Raw genomic sequence first — 20,530 nt, 5'->3', positions numbered from 1 at the left:
GTTTCTCCTTCGGCCTCAGGACAGCCGCACGCGCGGGTCGATGAAGGCGTACGTGGCGTCGACGATGATGTTGAACAGCAGGATCATGCTGGCGGAGAAGAGCATCACGCCGAGCAGCAGCGGCAGGTCGCTGAAGAAGACGGACTGGACGGCGAGGTTGCCGAGGCCCGGCAGGCCGAAGGTGTACTCGGTGATGATGGCGCCGCCGAACAGCGAGCCGAGGTCGATGCCGAAGATGGTGACGATCGGGATCAGCGAGCCGCGCCAGGCGTAGCGGAAGAAGACGTACCGCCCCGACATGCCCTTGGCGCGGGCGGTACGGACGTGTTCCTCCTGGAGCTGTTCGATCATCGAGGAGCGCGCCATACGGGTGTACTGCGCGGCGAAGATCGTGGAGAGGACCACCCAGGGGATGATCAGGCCGGTGAACCAGCTGACGGGGTCGTGGGTGAACTCGTTGTAGGCGGGTTTGTCGAACCAGTGGGTCTGGTAGACGAGGACGGCCAGGGCGAGCGGGCCGAGGAAGTAGATCTGCAGCGAGCTGATGACCATGGCGCCCGCGGTGGCCGTCTTGTCGATCAGCGTGCCGCGTCGCCAGGCGGCGAGCAGCCCGGTGCCGAGGCCGACGACCAGGAAGCACACGGCCGCGCCCAGGGTGAGCGAGACGGTGGTGGGCAGACGGTCCATCAGCGTGCCCCAGACCGCTTCGTTGGTGTGGTACGAGTAGCCGAAGCAGGGGGCGGGGCAGGGACCCTGGGCGAACTGGTTGCTGCCCATGAAGAGGTTGTGCAGGAAGATCCCGTACTGCTCGGGGATGGACTTGTCCAGGCCGAGCACGTGGTGGATGTTCGCGATGCTGTCCGGGTTGCAGGTCTTGCCGCAGATCAGCAGCGCCGGGTCCCGGGGCACCCCGAAGAACAGCACGAACGTGACGATGCTCAGCAGGAACAGAATGACGACCGCACCGATGATCCGGCGCACGAGGAAGCGCAGCATGACAGGGCAGCTCTCAGACGTCGGCGACCTGGGCGATGCCCGGCGCGCCCCTTCCGCGGGAGCGCGCCGGGTACCGGACGGGGACGGTTACTTGATGAAGAGACGGCGCGGGTCGACGCCGCCGATCACGTCGTCGTAGACGAGGCCGCCGACCTTGGAGCCGGCGATCTGGGTCTGCTTGTAGTACGCGGTCGGGACGACGGCGATCTCGTCCTTGACGATGTACTGGTCGAGCTTCTCCCACTCGGCGGCGGACTTGACCGGGTCGGCGATCTTGCTGATCCGGTCGATCTCGCTGTTCACCTTGGGGTCGTTGAGCTGCGCGTAGTTCTGCGCGCCGTCGGCGATGCCGCGGCCGTCGTACAGCGGCGGGATGACGGTCGAGGCGGACGGCCAGTCGGCACCCCACGCGGTGTGGAAGATGTCGTAGGTGTTGTTCAGCTTGGAGACCTGGTCGTAGTAGGTCTCGGCCGGGACCTCCTGGCGCTGCACGTTGAAGCCGGCCTTCGCCAGGCCCGCCGCCATGGCGGTGGAGTACTGCTGCCCCTCGGGGGTGTTCTGGTAGCCGAAGGTGAGCTTCGTGCCGAGCTTGCCGGCCTTCTTCAGCAGCGCCCTGGCCTTCGCCGGGTCACCGGCGGGGTTCTTCTTCTTGCCCCACGGGTCGAACGCGGCGTCGTAGCCGGAGACGGTCGGGGAGATCACGCCGCCCGCGACCTCCATGGCGTCGGTGCCGCCGAAGGCGCGCACGAACGGGGTGATCGGCAGGGCGTAGGCGATGGCCTCGCGGACCGTCTTGTCCTGCATGGCCGGGTGGCTCAGGTTGATGTTCATCTGGCCGACGTAGGGCTGGTAGCCGGAGACCGTGCGGGACTTCATCTTCGGGTCGCGCAGCACCTGGGAGAGGTTGCCCGCGTCGACCTGGTTGTTGAAGCTGACGCCGCTGCGGTCGGGGCCGCTGTCGGCGAGCAGCGCCTTGGTGGAGGTCTCGAACTGCTGGTTGAAGGTGAAGTTCAGCTGGTTCAGGTACTGGTGCCGGATGGGGTCGGTCTTCGGGTCCCAGTTGGTGTTTCTGACCAGCACCATCGACTTGCCGGACTTGAACGACTGGATCTTGTACGGGCCGGTCGTCACCGGGGCTCTGTCGTACTTCTCCTTGGTGTCGCCCTTCTGCGAGACCACCGCGTAGCCCGCCATCGCCAGCGCGTAGGGCAGGTCGGGGTGCGGGGTCTTGAAGTGGAAGATGACGGTCTTGGCGTCCGGGGTCTCCAGTATGGAGTTGGGCAGGTGCTTGCCCTTGTACGGCCCGTCCGGCAGGAGCTTGCGGTACTTGGCACCGGGGGCGTCGGCGAGCCACTGCTGGAGGTAGGCGGGGCCCTGGTTGATGAACGGCGCGAAGAGCCGCTCGACGGAGTGCCGGACGTCCGCGGAGGTGATCGGGGAGCCGTCCTGGAACTTGATGCCGTCCTTGAGCGTGTACTTCCAGGTCTTGCCGCCGTCCGTGGTGGTGCCGGAGTCGGTGGCGAGGTCGCCGACCACCTCGTGCTTGCTGCCGTCGTTGCTCGTCGCCTTGTAACCCGTCAGGCCGCGGAAGAGCAGGGTCGCGAGGGAGCCCTCGTCGGAGACGTAGATCTGGGCCGGGTCGAGGTGCGCGTACGAGTCGCGCTGGAGCACTTCCAGGGCGCCGCCGGACTTGGCGCCGGGCACAGCGGCCGCGGGCCCGGTGGAGTCGGCCGCGTCGCCGAACTTGATCGACACCTGCTGGCGTTTGGCGTCCTGCTGGTCCTTCTTGTCGTTCGTGCCGCTGTCGCTCCCGCCCTTGCTGCAGCCGGTGAGCACAAGAGCTCCGGCCGCGAGCACGGAGAGTGCGCCGTATACGTGGCGTCCGCCCCTACTCATCACGAAGATTCCCACCCATCTGTGTGTCACCACTGCGTTGGTGTGTCACCAGTGCGAAAGAACTGAATGGACGTGCAAGTGCAAGTGCCGGGTCAGCGCGCGGTCTTGGGATCGAAGGCGTCTCTGACCGAGTCCCCGAGCAGGTTGAACGCGACGACGAAGATGATCATCGAGACGCCGGGGAAGAACATGTAGGTGATGTCGTTCTGCATCACCAGTTCGGTGGACGCCTTGGAGAACATCTGCCCCCAGTCCGGCGTCGGTTCGACGATGCCCACGCCGAGGTACGACAGACCCGCCTCGGCGGTCACGAAGTTGGGCAGCAGATACGTCGCCTGCACCAGCAGCGGGGTCACGATGTTCGGCAGGATCTCCTTGCGGATGATCCGCCACGGTGAGGCGCCGCTCACCTTGGCCGCCTCGATGAACTCCCGTTCTCGCAGGGCGAGTGCGGTGCCGCGCAGGATGCGGCCCAGGCCCATCCAGCCCAGGAACCACTGGACCAGGATCAGGGCGACCACCCGGACGTAGGTGGGGGTCTCGTCCCGGGGGCTGACGAACAGGGAGACGACGACCGGCATGCTCGCGATGAAGAACAGCTGGGCCGGGAAGGCGAGCAGGAAGTCGATGAGGCGGCCGATGAAGTAGTCGGCCTTGCCGCCGAGATAGCCGGCCGCGACGCCCAGCAGGATGCCGGTGACGACGACGGCGAGGGTGACGGCGACCGAGATCGTCAGCGAGGTGCGGATGCCGTAGATGAGCTTGGTGAAGACGTCGTAGCCGTTGCCGGGTTCGAGTCCGAACCAGAACTCGCTGCTGATCCCGCCGTTGGGCTTCACCGGTACGCCGGCGCTGTCGAAGAGTTCCGGCCGCTCGTCCGCGTACACCGTGTACGGGTTCTTGCCGTACACCTTGGCGATCAGCGGGGCGAGCACGCCGATCAGGAAGAAGAAGCCCACGACGTAGGCCGAGATCACGCCTGTGCGGTCACGCCTGAAGCGCAGCCACATCAGCTGGCCGGGGGACCGGCCCTCGAGTTTGACGGCTTCGCTCTTCGTCTCCGGCCCTGGTTCGCCGTCGACGACGACAGAAGCCCCGCCGCCCTCAATGTCGATAGGACTTGTCACGATTCGTCCGTTTCACAGGTATGAGTGTGACTTCACGTGTTCACCAACAGGAGAGGGTTTCTGTCTTCCCTCCGACACCCCTGACGGAGGGTCAGACACCCCCTGGTGCTCGCGAGTCGGCGCTGTCCCCACAGCGCGAGACCCATTGACCCGAGCGCTACGCGGCTAACTATCTGCCATGAGTCAGGTGCCGACCACTGTCTTAAAATCTCAATTCGGTCACAGCTGACCCGAACAACTTCCAAAAACTGGACAAACTGTTCGGGGTGAGAAGGGCGCGAAACGGACGTGTTACATGGCTATCGGTCCAGGATCTCCGCATTTCGGACAACGCCGCCCAGAAAACAGGTTGCAAAAAGCCCGGGCACCCCCATCGTGGGGGGTGCCCGGGCTCAACTGCCGGTGGATCAGCCGTTCTTGGCGCGGCTCGCGGCGCGGGCGCGCTCGCGGGCGTCCAGGTTCACCTTGCGGATGCGAACGGCCTCCGGGGTCACCTCGACGCACTCGTCGTCACGGCAGAACTCCAGCGACTGCTCCAGCGAGAGCTTGCGCGGCGGAACGATCGCCTCGAACGAGTCGGCCGAGGACGACCGCATGTTCGTGAGCTTCTTCTCCTTGGTGATGTTCACGTCCATGTCGTCGGAGCGCGAGTTCTCGCCGACGATCATGCCCTCGTACACCTCGGTGCCCGGCTCCACGAAGAGCACGCCGCGCTCCTGGAGGTTCGTCATCGCGAACGCGGTGACGGCGCCGGAGCGGTCGGCGACCAGCGAGCCGTTGTTACGGGTCTGGAGCGTGCCGAACCAGGGCTCGTGGCCCTCGTGGATCGAGTGACCGATACCCGTGCCACGGGTCTGGGTCAGGAACTCGGTACGGAAGCCGATCAGACCACGCGACGGCACGACGAACTCCATGCGGACCCAGCCGGAGCCGTGGTTCGACATGTTGTCCATACGGCCCTTGCGGACGCCCATGAGCTGCGTGACCGCGCCCATGTGCTCCTCGGGCACGTCGATCGTCATCCGCTCGACGGGCTCGTGGACCTTGCCGTCGACCTCCTTGGTGACGACCTGCGGCTTGCCGATGGTCAGCTCGAAGCCCTCGCGGCGCATCTGCTCGACCAGGATGGCGAGCGCGAGCTCACCACGGCCCTGGACCTCCCAGGCGTCCGGGCGCTCGGTGTCGAGGACCCGCAGGGAGACGTTACCGATCAGCTCACGGTCGAGGCGGTCCTTGACCTGGCGGGCGGTGACCTTGCGGTCCTTGACGGCCGCCTTGGCGTCCGCGCCCTTGCCGGTGCCGCCCCGGCCGACCAGCGGCGAGGTGTTCGTACCGATGACCATGGAGATCGCGGGCTCGTCGACCGTGATCAGCGGCAGCGGGATCGGGTTCTCGGTGTCGGCCAGGGTCTCGCCGATCATGATGTCCGGGATACCGGCGACCGCGCAGATGTCACCCGGGCCGGCCACCTCGGCGGGCTTGCGGGTGAGCGCCTCGGTCATCATCAGCTCGGAGATGCGGACGTTGTTGACGGACCCGTCGCGCTTGATCCAGGCGACCGTCTGGCCCTTGCGCAGCTCGCCCTGCTCGACGCGGAGCAGCGCGATACGGCCGAGGAAGTTGTCCGCGTCGAGGTTGGTGACGTGGGCCTGGAGCGGCGCGTCCTCCTCGTACGTCGGGGCCGGGATGTGCTGCAGGATCGTGGAGAAGAACGGCTCCAGGCTGTCGCTGTCGGCCGGGACCGTGCCGTTGTCCGGCTTGGTCAGCGAGGCGATGCCGTCGCGGCCGCAGGCGTAGACGATCGGGAACTCGATCTGCTCCTCGTCCGCGTCCAGGTCGAGGAAGAGGTCGTAGGTCTCGTTGACGACCTCGTCGATCCGGGCGTCCGGGCGGTCCGTCTTGTTGATGCACAGGATGACGGGCAGCCGGGCCTGGAGCGCCTTGCGCAGCACGAAGCGGGTCTGCGGCAGGGGGCCCTCGGAGGCGTCGACGAGCAGCACGACACCGTCGACCATCGACAGACCGCGCTCGACCTCGCCACCGAAGTCGGCGTGGCCGGGGGTGTCGATGATGTTGATGGTGATGACATCCCCGCCGTCCTTGGGGTGATACTTCACCGCCGTGTTCTTGGCGAGGATCGTGATGCCCTTCTCACGCTCCAGGTCGTTCGAGTCCATCATGCGGTCGTCGACGCCTTCGAGCTGGTGCGCTGCGAAGGCACCGGCCTGCTTCAGCATGCCGTCGACGATGGTCGTCTTGCCGTGGTCGACGTGGGCGACGATGGCGACGTTGCGGATGTCGTGGCGCGTGGCCATAGTGCGGCGTACTCCCAGAGTGGTGAGAAAGGCCCTGCTGCGTACGTCCGTGTGACGCGGGCCTGCCGGGCTTGACACGCCACGGCCTCACCCCATGGTACGTGGCCCCGAGGGAGTCGGCCTCCGCAGGGCCGTGTGATGATCGCCGCGGAGGCCGGAGCGGGTCAGTTCGTGGGGCTGGGGGAGATCTTCGCCCCCTTCTTCAGGAAGCCCATGTCCTCGTAGACCGGTGTCTGGAAGCCGAACGCCCCGGCGTTGACGAGATTCTTCCGCACCCCCACCAGCTGGGGCCGCTGGTACAGCGGAATCGATCCCGCAGCGGCCCAGATCCGGGAGTCGGCCTTGCGGATCAGCGACCGCGCCTCGTCCTCGTCCAGCGTCGCCGCGGCCTCGTCGAACAGTTGGTCGACCTGGTCCGTGCCGACCCTGGTGTAGTTCTGCTCGACGTTCACCGACCCGTCCGCCGACGGCACCGGCTTCGCGTAGATCGGCCGGGCGTCCGTCGCCGGGAAGGCGGACGACGGCCACGAGTACAGCGCGAGGTCGTAGTCGCCGGAGGCGATGTGGTCCTTGAAGTAGCTCTCGTCCGAGACCTTGGTGATCGTCGTCCGGATGCCGACCCGCTGCAGCATGGCGGCGATCCGCTCGGCGACCGAGTTCAGGGTCTCGGAGCCGGCGCCGGAGGGGAGCACGAAGCGCAGCGCGAGGGCTTTGCCGTCCTTGGCGAGCGGTCCGGCCGGGGCGGCGGCCGGGGCGGCCGTGCCCTTGGGGGCGTACGCCCCGGCCGCTCCCCCGTGCCTGCCCTCCTGCGCCAGACGCCGGTCGCTCCCGTCGCCGCGCTCGCTGCTCTCGTCGTCCCCGCTCTTGCCGTCCCCGCTCTTGTCGTCGCTCTTGTCGTCGCTCTTGTCTTCCTCGCCGACGATGTACTTCCCCTCCTTGCCGCCGTCGGAGGGGTCCCCGTCGCTCTTGTCGCGTTCGGGACCGGCCGCCTTGTCGGCCTTCTTCTCCTTCTTGATCGGGCCCCCGGCCACCCAGCCGGCGTCGGCCAGCAGCGCCGACGCCTCCTTGGTGTCCTGGTCGCCCAGGGCCCCGCTGCTGTCGGCGTAGTCGCTCTGCCCGGACAGGGCCAGGTGGCTGCCGACCGGGAGGGCGGGCAGGCCCAGCGGGGTGAGCACCAGCTTGGCCAGTTCCTTGCGGTCCAGGGTGCGGGCGACGGCCCGGCGGACCCGCTCGTCCGCCAGGGGGCCCTCGGAGCCGTTGAGGGCGAGCTGGGTGTAGGCGGGCTCCAGCGACCTGCGGACATCGAATTCGCGCAGCGCCTGCTGCTCGTCCAGGTACTTGCCGATGGCCTTGCGCAGCTTCTTCTTGCCGGCCTTGGCCTCGTCCGGGTCGAAGCCGTGCGCGAGCGCCCAGGAGCGCAGCTTCTTCACCGAGGTCTTGCCGGAGCCCTGCAGCGGGCTCGCGACGCCCTGGGCGGCGAGCCCGACCCGCTGGGCCTCGAAGGGGTCGATGTCGGCGAGGTCCACGCTGCCGTCGGCGAGCGCGGAGGCCCGCTGGTCGCGGGGCACGGCGTGCAGCACGATCTGGGCCAGTTTGGCCGGCTTGCCCCACCAGCGCGGGTTGCGGGTGAGGACGACGTCCTTCTTGGCGGTGTCGACCTTGTCCACCGTGAAGGGCCCGGCGGTGGACTTGAGCTTGCGCCGGGCGCCGTCGTTGAAGGCGTCCGGGGTGCCCATGACGTCCTTCGGGTACAGCGGCGAGAACAGCGACTTCCAGTCGGCGTAGGGGCGGGAGAAGGTGACCCGGACCTGGAGGTCGCTGGCACCGCGCTCGATCTTGGCGATGCGGTCGTAGCCGGCGTTGCGGGCGGTCCAGTAGGCGCTGTCCTTGCCGGACAGGGCGCGCCACTGGGCGACGAAGTCGGCGGCGCCGATCTCCCGGCCGTCGCTCCACACGGCCTGCTGGTTCAGCTTGTAGAGCACGACCTGGCGCGGCTCGGTCTCGATGACCTTGGCCGACTCCAGATAGGCCGGGTTCATCGCCGGACGGCCGTTCGCGTCGAGGCGGAACATCGACGGCAGCACGGCCTGGGCGATCCGGTTGGTGCCGGCGTCGGCGTCGGCCTGGAAGCTGTTCAGGGTCTCGGGGACGGCGTCGACGGCCCACTTCAGCGTGCCGCCGTCGGTGACCAGATCCCGCGCGACCGGGGCGATGTCCTGTACGGCGAGGGGCTTGCTGCCCTCGTCGTCCGAGCCGCAGCCGGCGAGGAACGGCACGGCGAGCGCGCCCGCGGCCAGGAAGGCGACCGATCGCGTGAGGGCGCGCGGTCCGACTCCGTCGTGGGACATCTCTGCTACCTCCGTGAAGCCGCGAGCGTTATGATCACTTTTGGCGGTATATGGAGCTGATCAGATCTATGCGGCCCACTGAAGAGGAAAGGATCCGGCCACGCCGGGCGACACGGCGACGACGGGTGGTAACCCCACCCGTGCGGCGCAACACACCCTCAGATGCACCCGTACGCCTCCGCCAATCGCTGCACACGCCTTCACATCGGCACGTGTGGCGCGCAACACTCCAAGGCGCATGAACGTAGCCGCCCAAGGCCCGCCGGACCCGCGGAAGTGAGGACACGTCATGTCCGTACACGACGACATCACCTCGGTCCAGCGCTCCCTCGACGAACTCAGCCGGTCGCTGGGGCGCCTGGAGCACCAGCTCGGCGGCGAAGGCCTGGAGATGCGCCGGGTCCGTATGGACGCCGACCATCTGCGCGAGAGCCTCGGGCTGCTCCGGGACGCGGCCGACACCCGGACCGCACCCCGCCGGCCCGACCTCGTCACCATCTCCGACACGCCGTACGACCGCTCCCTGTGGATCGATACGGACGACGAGGGGCTGGGGGCCCGCGACCGCCGCGCCCCCTGAACCGACCCGAACCGACCGGAGTCATCCTTGGCCACTGGTACGGAACCCCAACAGAACAGCGGCGGCGTACGAACCGGTACGCGCGCCGCGATCGCCGCACCGCATCTGCGGACCGACCGCTGGTGGCTGGCGCCCGCCGTCACCGCGGCCGGTCTGTTCGCCTTCGTCGTCTACTCGACCTGGCGGGCCTTCGCGAACGCGCACTACTACGCGGCGCCGTACGTCTCGCCGTTCTACTCGCCCTGTCTGGCGCAGAACTGCAAGACCATGCACGCCGGCCCGAACGCCGACCTCTTCGGGAGCTGGTGGGGCATCTCCCCCGCCGTCATCATCCTGATCTTCCCGCTCGGCTTCCGGCTGACCTGCTACTACTACCGCAAGGCGTACTACCGCAGCTTCTGGGCGTCCCCGCCCGCCTGCGCCGTCGCCGAGCCGCACCGGAAGTACACCGGTGAGACCCGCTTCCCGCTGATCCTGCAGAACGTCCACCGGTACTTCTTCTACGCCGCCCTGCTGGTCGCGGCCGTGCTGACCTACGACACCGTGCTGTCCTTCCGGGACACGCACTACCGCTGGGGCCACATGGGCCTCGGCACCCTCGTCTTCCTGGTCAACATCGTGCTGATCTGGGCGTACACGGTCTCCTGCCACTCGTGCCGGCACATCGTCGGCGGCAAGCTCAAGCACTTCTCCAAGCATCCCGTGCGCTACCGGGCATGGCAGTTCGTCGGCCGGCTCAACGCCCGGCACATGCAGCTGGCGTGGGCGTCGCTGTTCAGCGTGTGGCTGGCCGACTTCTACGTCTATCTGGTCGCGTCCGGGGTCTTCGCCGACCCGCGCTTCTTCTAGGAACAGGTGAGCCGTCTGATGTCCGTGGTGGACCGGCAGGAGTGGGACGTCGTCGTGGTCGGGGCCGGCGGCGCCGGGCTGCGGGCCGCGATCGAGGCGCGCGAGCGGGGCGCCCGTACGGCGGTGATCTGCAAGTCGTTGTTCGGCAAGGCGCACACGGTGATGGCCGAGGGCGGTATCGCGGCGGCGATGGCCAACGCCAACGAGCACGACACCTGGCAGGTCCACTTCCGCGACACGATGCGCGGCGGGAAGTTCCTGAACCAGTGGCGGATGGCCGAGCTGCACGCGCAGGAGGCCCCGGACCGGGTGTGGGAGCTGGAGACCTGGGGCGCACTGTTCGACCGGACGAAGGACGGCCGGATCTCGCAGCGCAACTTCGGCGGCCACGAGTACCCGCGCCTCGCGCACGTCGGCGACCGTACGGGCCTCGAACTGATCCGCACGCTCCAGCAGAAGATCGTCGCCCTCCAGCAGGAGGACTTCAAGGAGACCGGGGACCACGAGTCACGGCTGAAGGTCTTCCAGGAGTGCACGGTCACCAGGATCCTGAAGACCGTGCCCGACGGCGGCTCCGCCGCGGGGGACCGGGTCTCGGGGGTCTTCGCCTACGAGCGCGAGTCGGGCCGTTTCTTCGTCCTGCAGGCCCCCGCCGTGGTCGTCGCGACCGGCGGCATCGGCAAGTCCTTCAAGGTCACCTCGAACTCGTGGGAGTACACGGGTGACGGCCACGCGTTGGCCCTGCTCGCCGGCGCGCCGCTACTCAACATGGAGTTCGTGCAGTTCCACCCGACGGGCATGGTCTGGCCGCCGTCGGTGAAGGGCATCCTCGTCACCGAGTCCGTGCGCGGCGACGGCGGGGTGCTGCGCAACTCCGACGGCAAGCGGTTCATGTTCGACTACATCCCGGACGTGTTCAAGGAGAAGTACGCCGAGTCGGAGGAGGAGGGCGACCGGTGGTACGAGGACCCGGACAACAACCGGCGTCCACCGGAGCTGCTCCCGCGTGACGAGGTGGCCCGCGCGATCAACTCCGAGGTGAAGGCGGGCCGGGGCTCGCCGCACGGCGGGGTCTTCCTGGACGTCTCGACCCGTATGCCGGCGGAGGTGATCCGGCGCCGGCTGCCGTCCATGTACCACCAGTTCAAGGAGCTGGCCGACGTCGACATCACGGCGGAGGCGATGGAGGTCGGCCCGACCTGTCACTACGTGATGGGCGGCATCGCGGTCGACTCCGACACGGCGGCGGTACGCGGGGTGCCGGGGCTGTTCGCGGCCGGTGAGGTGGCCGGCGGCATGCACGGCTCCAACCGGCTCGGCGGCAACTCCCTGTCCGACCTGCTGGTGTTCGGGCGCCGGGCGGGCTGGCACGCGGCGGAACACGCCCAGACGCAGCAGCGTCCGGCGGTGGACGACGCCCAGGTCAACACGGCGTCCGCGGAGGCCCTGCGCCCGTTCTCCGCGGAGGCGGACCGGGCGGGCGAGGCGGGCCCGCCGGAGAACCCGTACACCCTGCACCAGGAACTCCAGCAGACCATGAACGACCTGGTCGGCATCATCCGCCGCGAGGGCGAGATGGAGCAGGCCCTGGAGAAACTCGCCGAGCTGCGGGTACGCGCCCGCCGGGCCGGCGTGGAGGGCCACCGCCAGTTCAACCCGGGCTGGCATCTCGCCCTGGACCTCAGGAACATGCTGCTGGTCAGCGAGTGCGTGGCCCGCGCGGCCCTGGAGCGCACCGAGTCGCGCGGCGGGCACACCCGCGAGGACCATCCGACGATGGAGCGCTCCTGGCGCAACGCGAACCTGCTGTGCGCGCTGGCCGATCCCAGCAGAGGCCTCGCCGCGACCGACCCCGCCCGGGGCCAGATCCGCCTCACCCGGGAGAACACCGACCCCATCCGCCCGGACCTGCTCGCCCTCTTCGAGAAGGAGGAGCTGGTCAAGTACCTCGCCGAAGAGGAGCTGTACGAGTGAGCAGCTACGAGGCCCGCTTCAAGGTGTGGCGGGGTGACGTCGAGGGCGGGGGCCTCACGGACTTCGCCGTCGAGGTGAACGACGGCGAGGTGGTCCTGGACATCATCCACCGCCTCCAGGCCACCCAGGCCCCCGACCTGGCCGTGCGCTGGAACTGCAAGGCGGGCAAGTGCGGTTCGTGCTCGGCGGAGATCAACGGCCGCCCCCGGCTGATGTGCATGACCCGCATGTCGGTCTTCGACCGCGCCGAGACCATCACCGTCACCCCCCTGCGCGCGTTCCCGGTGATCCGCGATCTGGTCACGGACGTCGGCTTCAACTACCAGAAGGCCCGGGAGGTCCCGGCGTTCGTGCCGCCGGCCGGACTGGGCCCCGGCGAGTACCGGATGATGCAGGAGGACGTGGACCGCTCGCAGGAGTTCCGCAAGTGCATCGAGTGCTTCCTGTGCCAGGACACCTGCCATGTCGTCCGCGACCACGAGGAGAACAAGCCGGCGTTCGCCGGCCCGCGCTTCCTGATGCGGGTCGCCGAACTCGACATGCATCCGCTGGACGCGGCCGCCGAGACCGGCCTGGACCGGGGACGTACGGCCCAGGACGAACACGGCCTCGGCTACTGCAACATCACCAAGTGCTGCACGGAGGTCTGCCCCGAGGGCATCCACATCACGGACAACGCCCTGATCCCCCTGAAGGAGCGGGCGGTCGACCGCAAGTACGACCCGTTGGTGTGGCTCGGCTCGAAGATCAGGAGGCGGACGCCGTAGCAGTACGGCCTGGGCGCCGGGCCGGCGTCTGCGGGCCCGGCCCGGCCATGAAGCCGGCCCGGCCGAGCCGGGGCACAGGACCGTACCCGCGGGCGGCGGCCCCCGCATACGTGTACATGACGATCAGTCTCCCGCCAGGTGCCGTCGTGTGCCGGTCACCGGACCCAGTCGTCCTCGTAGGCGCGCCAGTCGGCGTCCGTCGCCGCGAAGTCGACGTACAGGGCGACACCGAAGCGGGCCCGGTCGGCGTCGGTGCGGGACAGGCCGAGGCGCACACCGCGTACGGCGGCCGGGACGGTCTCCGCGTGGGCCCAGTGGCCGAACCGGTTCTCGTGGTAGAAGGGCAGGCCCATGAGGAGGCCGGTGGTGTCGGGGGTGACCTCCAGGGCGAGGCTCGTCTGCTGGGCCACGTAGCCGCCGTACAGGCTCTGCAGCGGCTGCATGGTGTCGTACGACATGACGGCGATCTGGTCCACCCGGCGGGCCACCTGCCCGAAGTAGGCCTGCGACCACCATTTGGGGTGGTTGGTGGTCGCGCCCCAGAAGGCGTGGAACCCGGGCAGCGGGTCGATCTGGTGGGCGGCGACGGACAACAGCGCGTGCCGGGCGTGGGTGAGGGCGTGCAGACGGTCCAGCAGGGAGAGGTAGTGGCGGTCGCCGGAGTGCAGCGGCTCCAGGTCGAAGTGCACGCCGTCGTAGCCGGCGGCGAGGACCCGGCGGGTGCTCGCGACGATCGCCTCGCGCGTGGCGGCGCGTTCCAGGTGCATCCCGTCCGGGCTCTCCGTGGCCAGCTCGTCCCCCAGCCAGGCCTGGACGCGGACGCCGGGCAGCTCCCGGTGCACGGCCGAGATCAGCCAACGGGCCTTCGGATACGCCGAGTCGGGCAGGGTGCCGTCGTCCTCCAGCGGGCCGGAGTGGACGAACAGGTCGCGGATGCCGGTGGTCCTCAGACGCTGGGCGAGTTTCCGGACGTCCTGGTCGGTCTTGCGGCCGTCGACCCAGGTGTGGCCGAGCCAGAGGGCGTCCTGGTGGCGGGTGGTGGTGCCGGGCTTGGGAGTGCCTGTGTAGTTGACACGGAGGGCTGCCTCGGCGGTGAGGAGGGGGAGCAGAAGGAGGGTGAGGGCGGCGAGGACGCAGCGCAGGACGCGGCGGCGGATCCTGCGCTTCTTCCCCTCCGCGTCACTGGTGCGGCTCTCGTCGCCGGGTGCTGCGGATGGCTCCCGCGGGGCGTCCTCACCGCCGGCGGGCTGTGGGGCGAAGGGGCCGTCCGTCCCCGGCTCACGGCCCTCGGATGTGCCGGGCCCCGGCTCGCGCCCCGCTTGCCGGTCGCTTTCGTTGTCCAATTCCTGCCCCCTCTTCCCTCGTCCCCCGCCCGTATCCGTCCCGCTCGCGTGGGGGCCTACCTGCCCATACGCTCCGAAATGTGACGTCCTCCCTGATCCGGGGCCGGCCCCGGCGCGCCAAGGCGCACATACGGGTGCGGGTGACGCATGCCGTGCTGGGTGCCCTGGTCGGGGTCGGGTGGCTGGTGTTGCCGGTGATGACGGTCGTCGCCCGAGATCCGGTTCCCGTGGCGCCGGCCGGGCCGGTCGCGAGCGCCGCCGCGCCGCCGCAGGGCGGTACGTCCGCCGTCGACCTGGTACTGCCCCTCGTCGCCGTGGTCGCGGCCGTGGTGCTGGCCGGCTACGGCTATCTGCGTCGCACCCGCCGCGCCCGCACCCGTACGACCCCGGGAGTCGTCTCCGCCGTCCCGCCCGCCCCCACGCCGGCCGACTCCGAACGCCAGGCCCGCGCCGCGCTGGTGATGGCCGACGACTGTGTCCGTACGAGCCGGGAGGAACTCTTCTTCGTCCAGGAGCGGTTCGGGATACCGGACACCGAGGTCTTCGTACACGCCCTGCGCGCCGCGGAGACCGAGCTGGCGGCCGCGTGCGCGATCTGGCGGCGCTACGAGCAGGGGATACCGAGGGACACCGCGGCCCGGCAGCAGGCGTTGGTGGGGGTGATCGGCCGGTGCGCGGAGGCGGGGCGCCGGCTGGACTCGGAGGCGGCGGAACTGGACGTGCTGCGCGGACTGGAGGGGCCGGGGCTGAGCGGGGCGCTGGAGGTGGCCGAGGGGCGGTTCCGCGAGCTGACGGGGCGGACGGTGGCCGCGCAGGACACGCTGGCGGCGCTGCACGAGCACTACACGCCCTCGGCCCTCGATTCGGTCACCGGGTACGTCGAACAGGCCAAGGACCGGTTGGTGTTCGCCACCGCCCGGCTCAACGAGGCCCGCCAGGCCGCCGACGCGGACGACGGCGAACGGGCCGCCCGGCACCTGCGCGCCGCCGAGGGTGCCGTGGCCCAGGCCGGGGTCCTGATCTCCGGGGTGGAGCGGCTCGCGACACAGCTGCCGGAGGCGGCACGGCTGGTACCGGCCACGCTGACCGGCGCGGAGGCGGAGCTGGCGGCGACCCGGCAAGGGGGTGCGCGCAAGTCTCTGACCAGCGGTGAGCTGCACGCCCGGCTGGCCCACGCGGACACCGTGCTGGCCGGCGTGCGGGACGAGCTGACGGCAGGCCCGTACGACCCGCTGGACGCGCTGCACCGGATCACGCGGGCGGTGCGGCGGCTGGAGGACGGCAGCTCGGGTGCCGTGTCCGCGGCGGCGCTGCTGGTGGCGCGCGGTTCCGTCGCCGGGGCGGAGGAGTTCATCGCCGTGCACCGGGGCGCGGTGGGCCCGGAACCGCGGGCCGGCCTGGCGGAGGCGGTACGCGAACTGGCCGCGGGAGACACCGACCGGTCCGACACGGCGGCCCGTGCGGCCCGCGACCGGGCAGAGCGGGACGTCCGGACCCACGGCAACCCGTACCCGGGCACCGCCGAGTCCTCCCCGGGCCTGGCCGGCGCGGTCCTGGGCGGAGTCCTCCTGGCGGAGAACCAGCACGGAGGCCCTCCGGCAAGCTACGGGGGGCCGGAGACGAGGGGCCGCCACAGCGCACCGCTGCCGCCCTGACCCAGGCCAAGGCGGTGCCTTCCCGGGCGAGCGGGTCGAGTGGGGGCGGGCAAGACGTCTCAGAAGAGGCTCAGCAGTGCCTCCGCCGGGTCCGTCAGCCCCGTCTCGCCACCGGGCAACGGCAGCTCGAACCACACCGTCTTGCCGCGGGGCGTCCGGCGGGAGCCCCACGCCGCGCTGAGCAACCCCACCAGCTGCAGCCCCCGGCCCCCCTCGTCCGTGTCCCGGGCACGTCGTCGCCGAGGTTGCACCAGCCCGGAGTCCCAGACCTCGCAGACCAGCGTGCGGTCCAGCAGCAGCCGTAGCCGGATCTCCCCCTCGCCGTACCGCAGCGCGTTGGTGACCAGCTCGCTGACGAGCAGTTCCGCCGTGTCGACCAGCGCCTCCAGGTCCCAGTCCACCAGCTGCGTCCGCGCGTACTCCCGCGCCCGCCCCACACTGCGCGGCTCGCGCGGCAGCGTCCAGTCACCGACGGACTCGGCCGGCAGCCCCTGCACCCGCGCCATCAGCAGCGCGATGTCGTCCTCGCCGTGGTGGGTGTCGAGGGTGTTGAGGACGTGGTCGCAGACGTCCTCCAGCTGCCGTGCCGGATCGGTGAGCGCGCCGACGAACGCCTGGAGCCCCTCGTCCAGCGGATGGTCGCGGGACTCGACCAGGCCGTCCGTGTAGAGAGCCAGCAACGCCCCCTCCGGCAGCTCGACCTCGACCTCCTCGAAGGGCTCGCCGCCCACTCCGAGCGGCATTCCGGGCGGCACATCCAGCATCAGCGCCGGTTCACCGGGCTCGACCAGGACCGGAGGCAGATGCCCGGCGTTGGCGAACGTACAGCGTCTGGTGACCGAGTCGTACACCGCGTACACGCACGTCGCGAGGTACACCTCGGACAGATCGGCGTCACGCGACTGCCGCGCCGTACGCGTCGCCTGCTGGACGCCCCCCGGAGTGCCGAGGCCCCGCGCGATCTCGTCCAGCGCCGAGAGCACCTCGGCCGGTTCGAGATCCAGCAGCGCCAACGTCCGTACCGCCGTGCGGAGTTCACCCATCGCCACGGCCGCCCGCAGACCCCGCCCCATCACATCGCCCACGACCAGCGCCGTACGGTGACCCGGCAGTTCGATCACGTCGAACCAGTCGCCGCCCACCTCGGTGGCCGCGTTGCCCGGCAGATAACGGCAGGCGATGTCCAGCCCGGAGGCCTCGGGGTCGCCGGGCGGGAGCAGGGACCGCTGCAGGATCAGCGCCCGCTCGTGCTCCCGGCGGTACAGCCGTGCGTTGTCGATACAGACGGCCGCACGCGCCGCCAGCTCCACCGCCAGGTCCCGGTCGCGGTCGCCGAAGGGCTCGCTGCCCTTGGTGCGGGCGAACCGGGCGAGCCCGACGACGGTGTCGTGGGCGACCATCGGCACGGCCAGCGTGGACTGCACGAGGCCGCCGTCCTGCGCGGGCACGTGCTGCGGCCGGGCGGTGCGCAGCGCGTCGGCGCTGGGCGAGGCGAAGGGGAAGTGGTGGACGGCGCCGACGGCGACGGGTTCGCCGCTGCCGCCGAAGGGGACGTCGGAGACCGCGCTGGCGAAGGCGACGCGGCGCAGTGCGGCACTGCCGTCCGCGCGGCCGGGCGGCGTCTCGTCGCCGGTGAGCAGTCCCTGGTAGAGGTCGACGGTGGCGAGGTCGCAGAAGCCGGGGACGACGACGTCGAGGAGTTCGCGGGCGGTGGTCTCCAGGTCCAGGGAATTCCCTATGCGGGCCCCGGCCTCGTTGAGCAGGGCGAGATTGCGCCGGGCGGCGGCGGCCTCACGGGCGGCGGCCCGGCGGGCGGTGATGTCGGTGCCGAGCCAGGCGATCCCGATGGGCCGGCCGCTGCCGCCGTGCACACGGTAGAGGTTGACCGACCAGTGCCGGCGCTCGGCCGAGTCCGGGACGTGTCCCGTGACATGCATGTCGGTGATGGTCTGGCCGCTCTCCAGCACCCGCCGCAGCGTGGCCGAAACCCGCTCGGCCTCACCGCGCGGCAGATAGTCGTGCACGCCCCTGCCCCGGTGGTCGTCCGGGCTGCCGCCGAAGATGGAGGCGAAGCGCTCGTTGGCCCGACGGACCCTCAGATCGGTGTCGATCAGCAGGAATCCGAACGGGGACTGACCGAAAATCGCCTGGGACGCGGCGAGGTCGGTCTCGATGGTGCGGAGCGTGCGGACGTCTACGACGATGCACACGGCGGCCTTGTCGCCCTCGGCGGTCCGGGTGGGCATGACGTAGACCTCGGCCAGCCCCTCCTCACCGCGCGTACCGTCGGGCCCGTCCGGCATCCGGAAGGGCACGACCCCGGTCCACTCGCGCCCGTCGAGGATCTCGGCCATCTTGCGCTGACCGCGCTCGCGCAGGTCGGGATCGATGAAAGCCTCTATGGGATCCATGCCGACGGCACGTTCGGCGGAGATGCCGAAGAGCTGCTCGGCGCGCAGGCTCCACTGGTCGACCAGGCCGCCGGGACTGATGGAGAAGGACGCGACCCGGATGTAGTCGTAGATCGAACCGGGCGGACTGCTCTGCCACATGGCGTCGCCGGGCACCGCGGCAGCCTCCGCGGCCTGGTTCCTCGCGCCGTCCGACGGGTCCTCGGACTCCGTGGCCTTCGCTGGTATCTCGCTCACGCGAACCGTCCCCTCCAGCTCACCGCGCCCGGCACCGGTCACCGGGGGCGGCTGCCCGCAGTATCCAGCACTACGGCGCCGCACGACACGGTGTTCACGATCACAGCATGGTCCAGGTGTTTTTCGGACCACTCCGTGACAACACTTCCACTCTTCTAACCAGGGAACACGCCCTCGAATCACGCGCTCCGGGACAGGCCGCGTGACCGGGGCGCACGTTGGGCGGTCCGTCGTCCGATGTACACCCCTGCGCCCCCTCCCGTGCTTCCGTGTCACCCTGGCCCCGCCGGTTCGTCACCCCGGCACCGCCAGTTCGAACCAGACGGTCTTTCCGCTCGCGCCGGGCCGGGTGCCCCAGCGGCGCGTGGAGCCGGCGACCAGTTGCAGGCCGCGCCCGTTCTCGTCCTCGGGGCGGGCGACGCGCTCGCGCGGCGGGTCCGGGAGCGGGTCCGAGACCTCCACCAGCAGCGTTCCGTCGAGTTTGGCGGGACGGACCAGCCGTACGCCGATGGGGCCGGTGGCGTGCCGCAGCGAGTTGGTGACCAGTTCGCTGACGAGCAGCGCGGCGAGATCGGAGACACAGTCGAGGTCCCAGCCGTGCAACTGACCGCGGACCGCGGCGCGCGCGGTGCGCACGGCACCCGGTTCCGCGGGAAAAGTCCACTCGGCGCAGTCACCATCGGTGTCGATCACGCCGATCACTTCCCAGGCCAGTGAGCCGCCTACCCATGTCCGATTTCATGGGGTTAATGGGCACATACCCGATATCGAGTCGGCAGTACCGTGCGACGGGGCGCACAGTGGCACGAACGGCGTACGCGGGGCCCGAGGGATGCAGGCGAGGGCGTACGCGCGGCTCAATGGATACCTACGGTCGGCGTACGCGCGGTCGGTGGATACCGGCACTCGGTGCATGCGCGGCTCAATGGATCCCGGCCACCGACGCATGCGCGGCTCAATGAGTCCCGCGCGATCGGCGTGTGCGCGGCCCAGCGGTTCACGACGGTCGGCGTGTGCGCGGCTCAGTGGATCCCTGCGGTGAGGTGCGGGGCGACCGCGCGGACGGCGGGAACGTCCTGGTCCAGCCAGGCGACGTCCCAGATCTCGGCGGGGGCCAGCCAGCGCAGTTCGTCATGGTCCTGGAGGGGCCGGGGTTCGGGCGAGCCGGGGCACAGACGGGCGGTCCACACCCGCAGGACGTACGGCGCCCGCAGCGGCCACTCCCCCGGCACACGCTCGACCGGCTCGGCGTCGATGCCGAGTTCCTCGCGCAGCTCGCGCACCAGGGCGTCCTCGGGGCCCTCGCCCGGCTCGACCTTGCCGCCGGGCAGTTCCCAGCGTCCGGCCAGATCGGCGGGCGCGCTGCGGCGTGCGGCGAGCAGCCGGCCGCCGTCGAGCAGGGCGGCTCCCACCACCACGATCCGGTCCGTCCTGGGTGTCATGGGTGCGCTGCGCGTCATGAGACGGAGCCTACGGGAGGCCGCCGAGGGTCAGTTGCGCGTGCCGTCCCCGTTCTGGCCGATGCGCTCGACCCAGTAGACCTGCCTGTGCCCCCGGTCGTCGAGGCTGTCGGCGATCTTCTCGGCCTCGGCCCGCGTCGCGTACCGGCCGACGCGGTAGCGATTGCCGCTGTCGTCCTGCCGTATCACGATCCAGGGCAGAGAGACCGTCCCCTCACTCATGGCCCCCGCCGCCCCCGACACTCCTTCTCGCACCGCCCCACCTGCTTCCCGTCTCGGGCCCCCGCCGCGCCCCGCCTAAGGAAACCGCAATCCGCATATGCCCGAGCGTACGCCCAACCTTTACGCAGCGAATACGCCTTTTCACAAAGAGGTACGCAACCAGCCAGAACGCCGGGGGCGCACGGATGCAAACGCGCCGTCGTGAGCGCCGCCGTCGCACGTCGGGGGGATACCTGAGTGACCCCTGACCACCTGGGAAAACGGCCGGATCGCGGCGGCACGCCAAGGGCCGACGGCGGGCGCACGGCCGGGAACCCGCTCACACGGAGCGCCGAGGGTGTGCGCTACCT

The 20,530-nt window shown here is 70.1% G+C and carries 15 protein-coding genes; 5 read left to right on the top strand and 10 right to left on the bottom strand.

Annotation, left to right across the window (positions count from 1 at the left end):
* Positions 1–15 precede the first annotated feature (15 nt).
* The 5 genes from ADK64_RS19445 to ADK64_RS19425 form a co-directional block, all read right to left on the bottom strand.
* Positions 16–996, bottom strand: a complete 981-nt coding sequence (locus ADK64_RS19445) for an ABC transporter permease (RefSeq protein ID WP_053660662.1) — start codon at positions 994–996, stop codon at positions 16–18.
* Positions 997–1,083: 87 nt separating this feature from the next.
* Positions 1,084–2,892 (bottom strand): ABC transporter substrate-binding protein, encoded by a 1,809-nt coding sequence (locus ADK64_RS19440; RefSeq protein ID WP_053660661.1) that lies wholly within the window; start codon positions 2,890–2,892, stop codon positions 1,084–1,086.
* A 92-nt stretch (positions 2,893–2,984) separates the two neighbouring features.
* Positions 2,985–4,019: an ABC transporter permease gene (locus ADK64_RS19435; protein WP_053660658.1), complete on the bottom strand. Its 1,035-nt coding sequence runs from the start codon at positions 4,017–4,019 to the stop codon at positions 2,985–2,987.
* A gap of 407 nt (positions 4,020–4,426) precedes the next feature.
* A complete protein-coding gene (gene typA, locus ADK64_RS19430) occupies positions 4,427–6,334 on the bottom strand; it encodes a translational GTPase TypA (RefSeq protein WP_053660657.1) in 1,908 nt (635 codons plus the stop codon).
* A 164-nt stretch (positions 6,335–6,498) separates the two neighbouring features.
* Complete coding sequence (locus ADK64_RS19425) at positions 6,499–8,682, bottom strand: ABC transporter family substrate-binding protein (protein WP_053660655.1); 2,184 nt, start codon at positions 8,680–8,682, stop codon at positions 6,499–6,501.
* A 289-nt stretch (positions 8,683–8,971) separates the two neighbouring features.
* On the opposite strand from ADK64_RS19425, the gene ADK64_RS19420 reads away from it, so the two are divergent.
* From ADK64_RS19420 to ADK64_RS19405, 4 genes are read left to right on the top strand one after another with little or no spacing between them, the layout of a single operon-like run.
* The gene (locus ADK64_RS19420) at positions 8,972–9,262 is read left to right on the top strand and encodes a hypothetical protein (RefSeq protein WP_053660653.1); all 291 of its coding nucleotides are present in this window, start codon (positions 8,972–8,974) and stop codon (positions 9,260–9,262) included.
* A 27-nt stretch (positions 9,263–9,289) separates the two neighbouring features.
* Positions 9,290–10,111, top strand: coding sequence for a hypothetical protein (locus tag ADK64_RS19415; protein ID WP_053660652.1), 822 nt, complete (start codon positions 9,290–9,292; stop codon positions 10,109–10,111).
* An 18-nt stretch (positions 10,112–10,129) separates the two neighbouring features.
* Positions 10,130–12,085, top strand: coding sequence for a fumarate reductase/succinate dehydrogenase flavoprotein subunit (locus ADK64_RS19410; protein WP_053660650.1), 1,956 nt, complete (start codon positions 10,130–10,132; stop codon positions 12,083–12,085).
* Positions 12,082–12,852, top strand: a complete 771-nt coding sequence (locus ADK64_RS19405; protein WP_053660648.1) for a succinate dehydrogenase/fumarate reductase iron-sulfur subunit — start codon at positions 12,082–12,084, stop codon at positions 12,850–12,852. The genes ADK64_RS19410 and ADK64_RS19405 overlap by 4 nt, the downstream gene beginning before the upstream one ends.
* Before the next feature lie 155 nt (positions 12,853–13,007).
* Here the strand turns inward: ADK64_RS19405 and ADK64_RS19400 are convergent, their stop codons facing one another.
* On the bottom strand, positions 13,008–14,195 hold the full coding sequence (locus tag ADK64_RS19400) for a glycosyl hydrolase family 18 protein (RefSeq protein WP_053660646.1): 1,188 nt from the start codon (positions 14,193–14,195) through the stop codon (positions 13,008–13,010).
* A gap of 80 nt (positions 14,196–14,275) precedes the next feature.
* On the opposite strand from ADK64_RS19400, the gene ADK64_RS19395 reads away from it, so the two are divergent.
* Positions 14,276–15,850 (top strand): hypothetical protein, encoded by a 1,575-nt coding sequence (locus ADK64_RS19395; RefSeq protein ID WP_053660644.1) that lies wholly within the window; start codon positions 14,276–14,278, stop codon positions 15,848–15,850.
* A gap of 59 nt (positions 15,851–15,909) precedes the next feature.
* Here the strand turns inward: ADK64_RS19395 and ADK64_RS19390 are convergent, their stop codons facing one another.
* From ADK64_RS19390 to ADK64_RS19375, 4 genes are all read right to left on the bottom strand, one after another.
* Positions 15,910–18,498, bottom strand: coding sequence for a SpoIIE family protein phosphatase (locus tag ADK64_RS19390; protein ID WP_053660642.1), 2,589 nt, complete (start codon positions 18,496–18,498; stop codon positions 15,910–15,912).
* Positions 18,499–18,792: 294 nt separating this feature from the next.
* Positions 18,793–19,200 carry an ATP-binding protein gene (locus tag ADK64_RS19385; protein ID WP_199829649.1) on the bottom strand — a complete coding sequence of 136 codons (408 nt, stop codon included), beginning with the start codon at positions 19,198–19,200 and terminating at the stop codon, positions 18,793–18,795.
* A 320-nt stretch (positions 19,201–19,520) separates the two neighbouring features.
* Complete coding sequence (locus ADK64_RS19380; protein WP_053660638.1) at positions 19,521–19,958, bottom strand: (deoxy)nucleoside triphosphate pyrophosphohydrolase; 438 nt, start codon at positions 19,956–19,958, stop codon at positions 19,521–19,523.
* A 30-nt stretch (positions 19,959–19,988) separates the two neighbouring features.
* On the bottom strand, positions 19,989–20,180 hold the full coding sequence (locus ADK64_RS19375; RefSeq protein ID WP_053660637.1) for an SPOR domain-containing protein: 192 nt from the start codon (positions 20,178–20,180) through the stop codon (positions 19,989–19,991).
* Positions 20,181–20,530 lie beyond the last annotated feature (350 nt).

Source organism: Streptomyces sp. MMG1121 (assembly GCF_001280015.1).
In the GTDB taxonomy this organism is placed as follows: Bacteria; Actinomycetota; Actinomycetes; order Streptomycetales; family Streptomycetaceae; genus Streptomyces.
The sequence above is the reverse complement of the archived record's forward strand: the minus strand, read 5'-3'. Positions and strand labels throughout refer to the sequence as shown.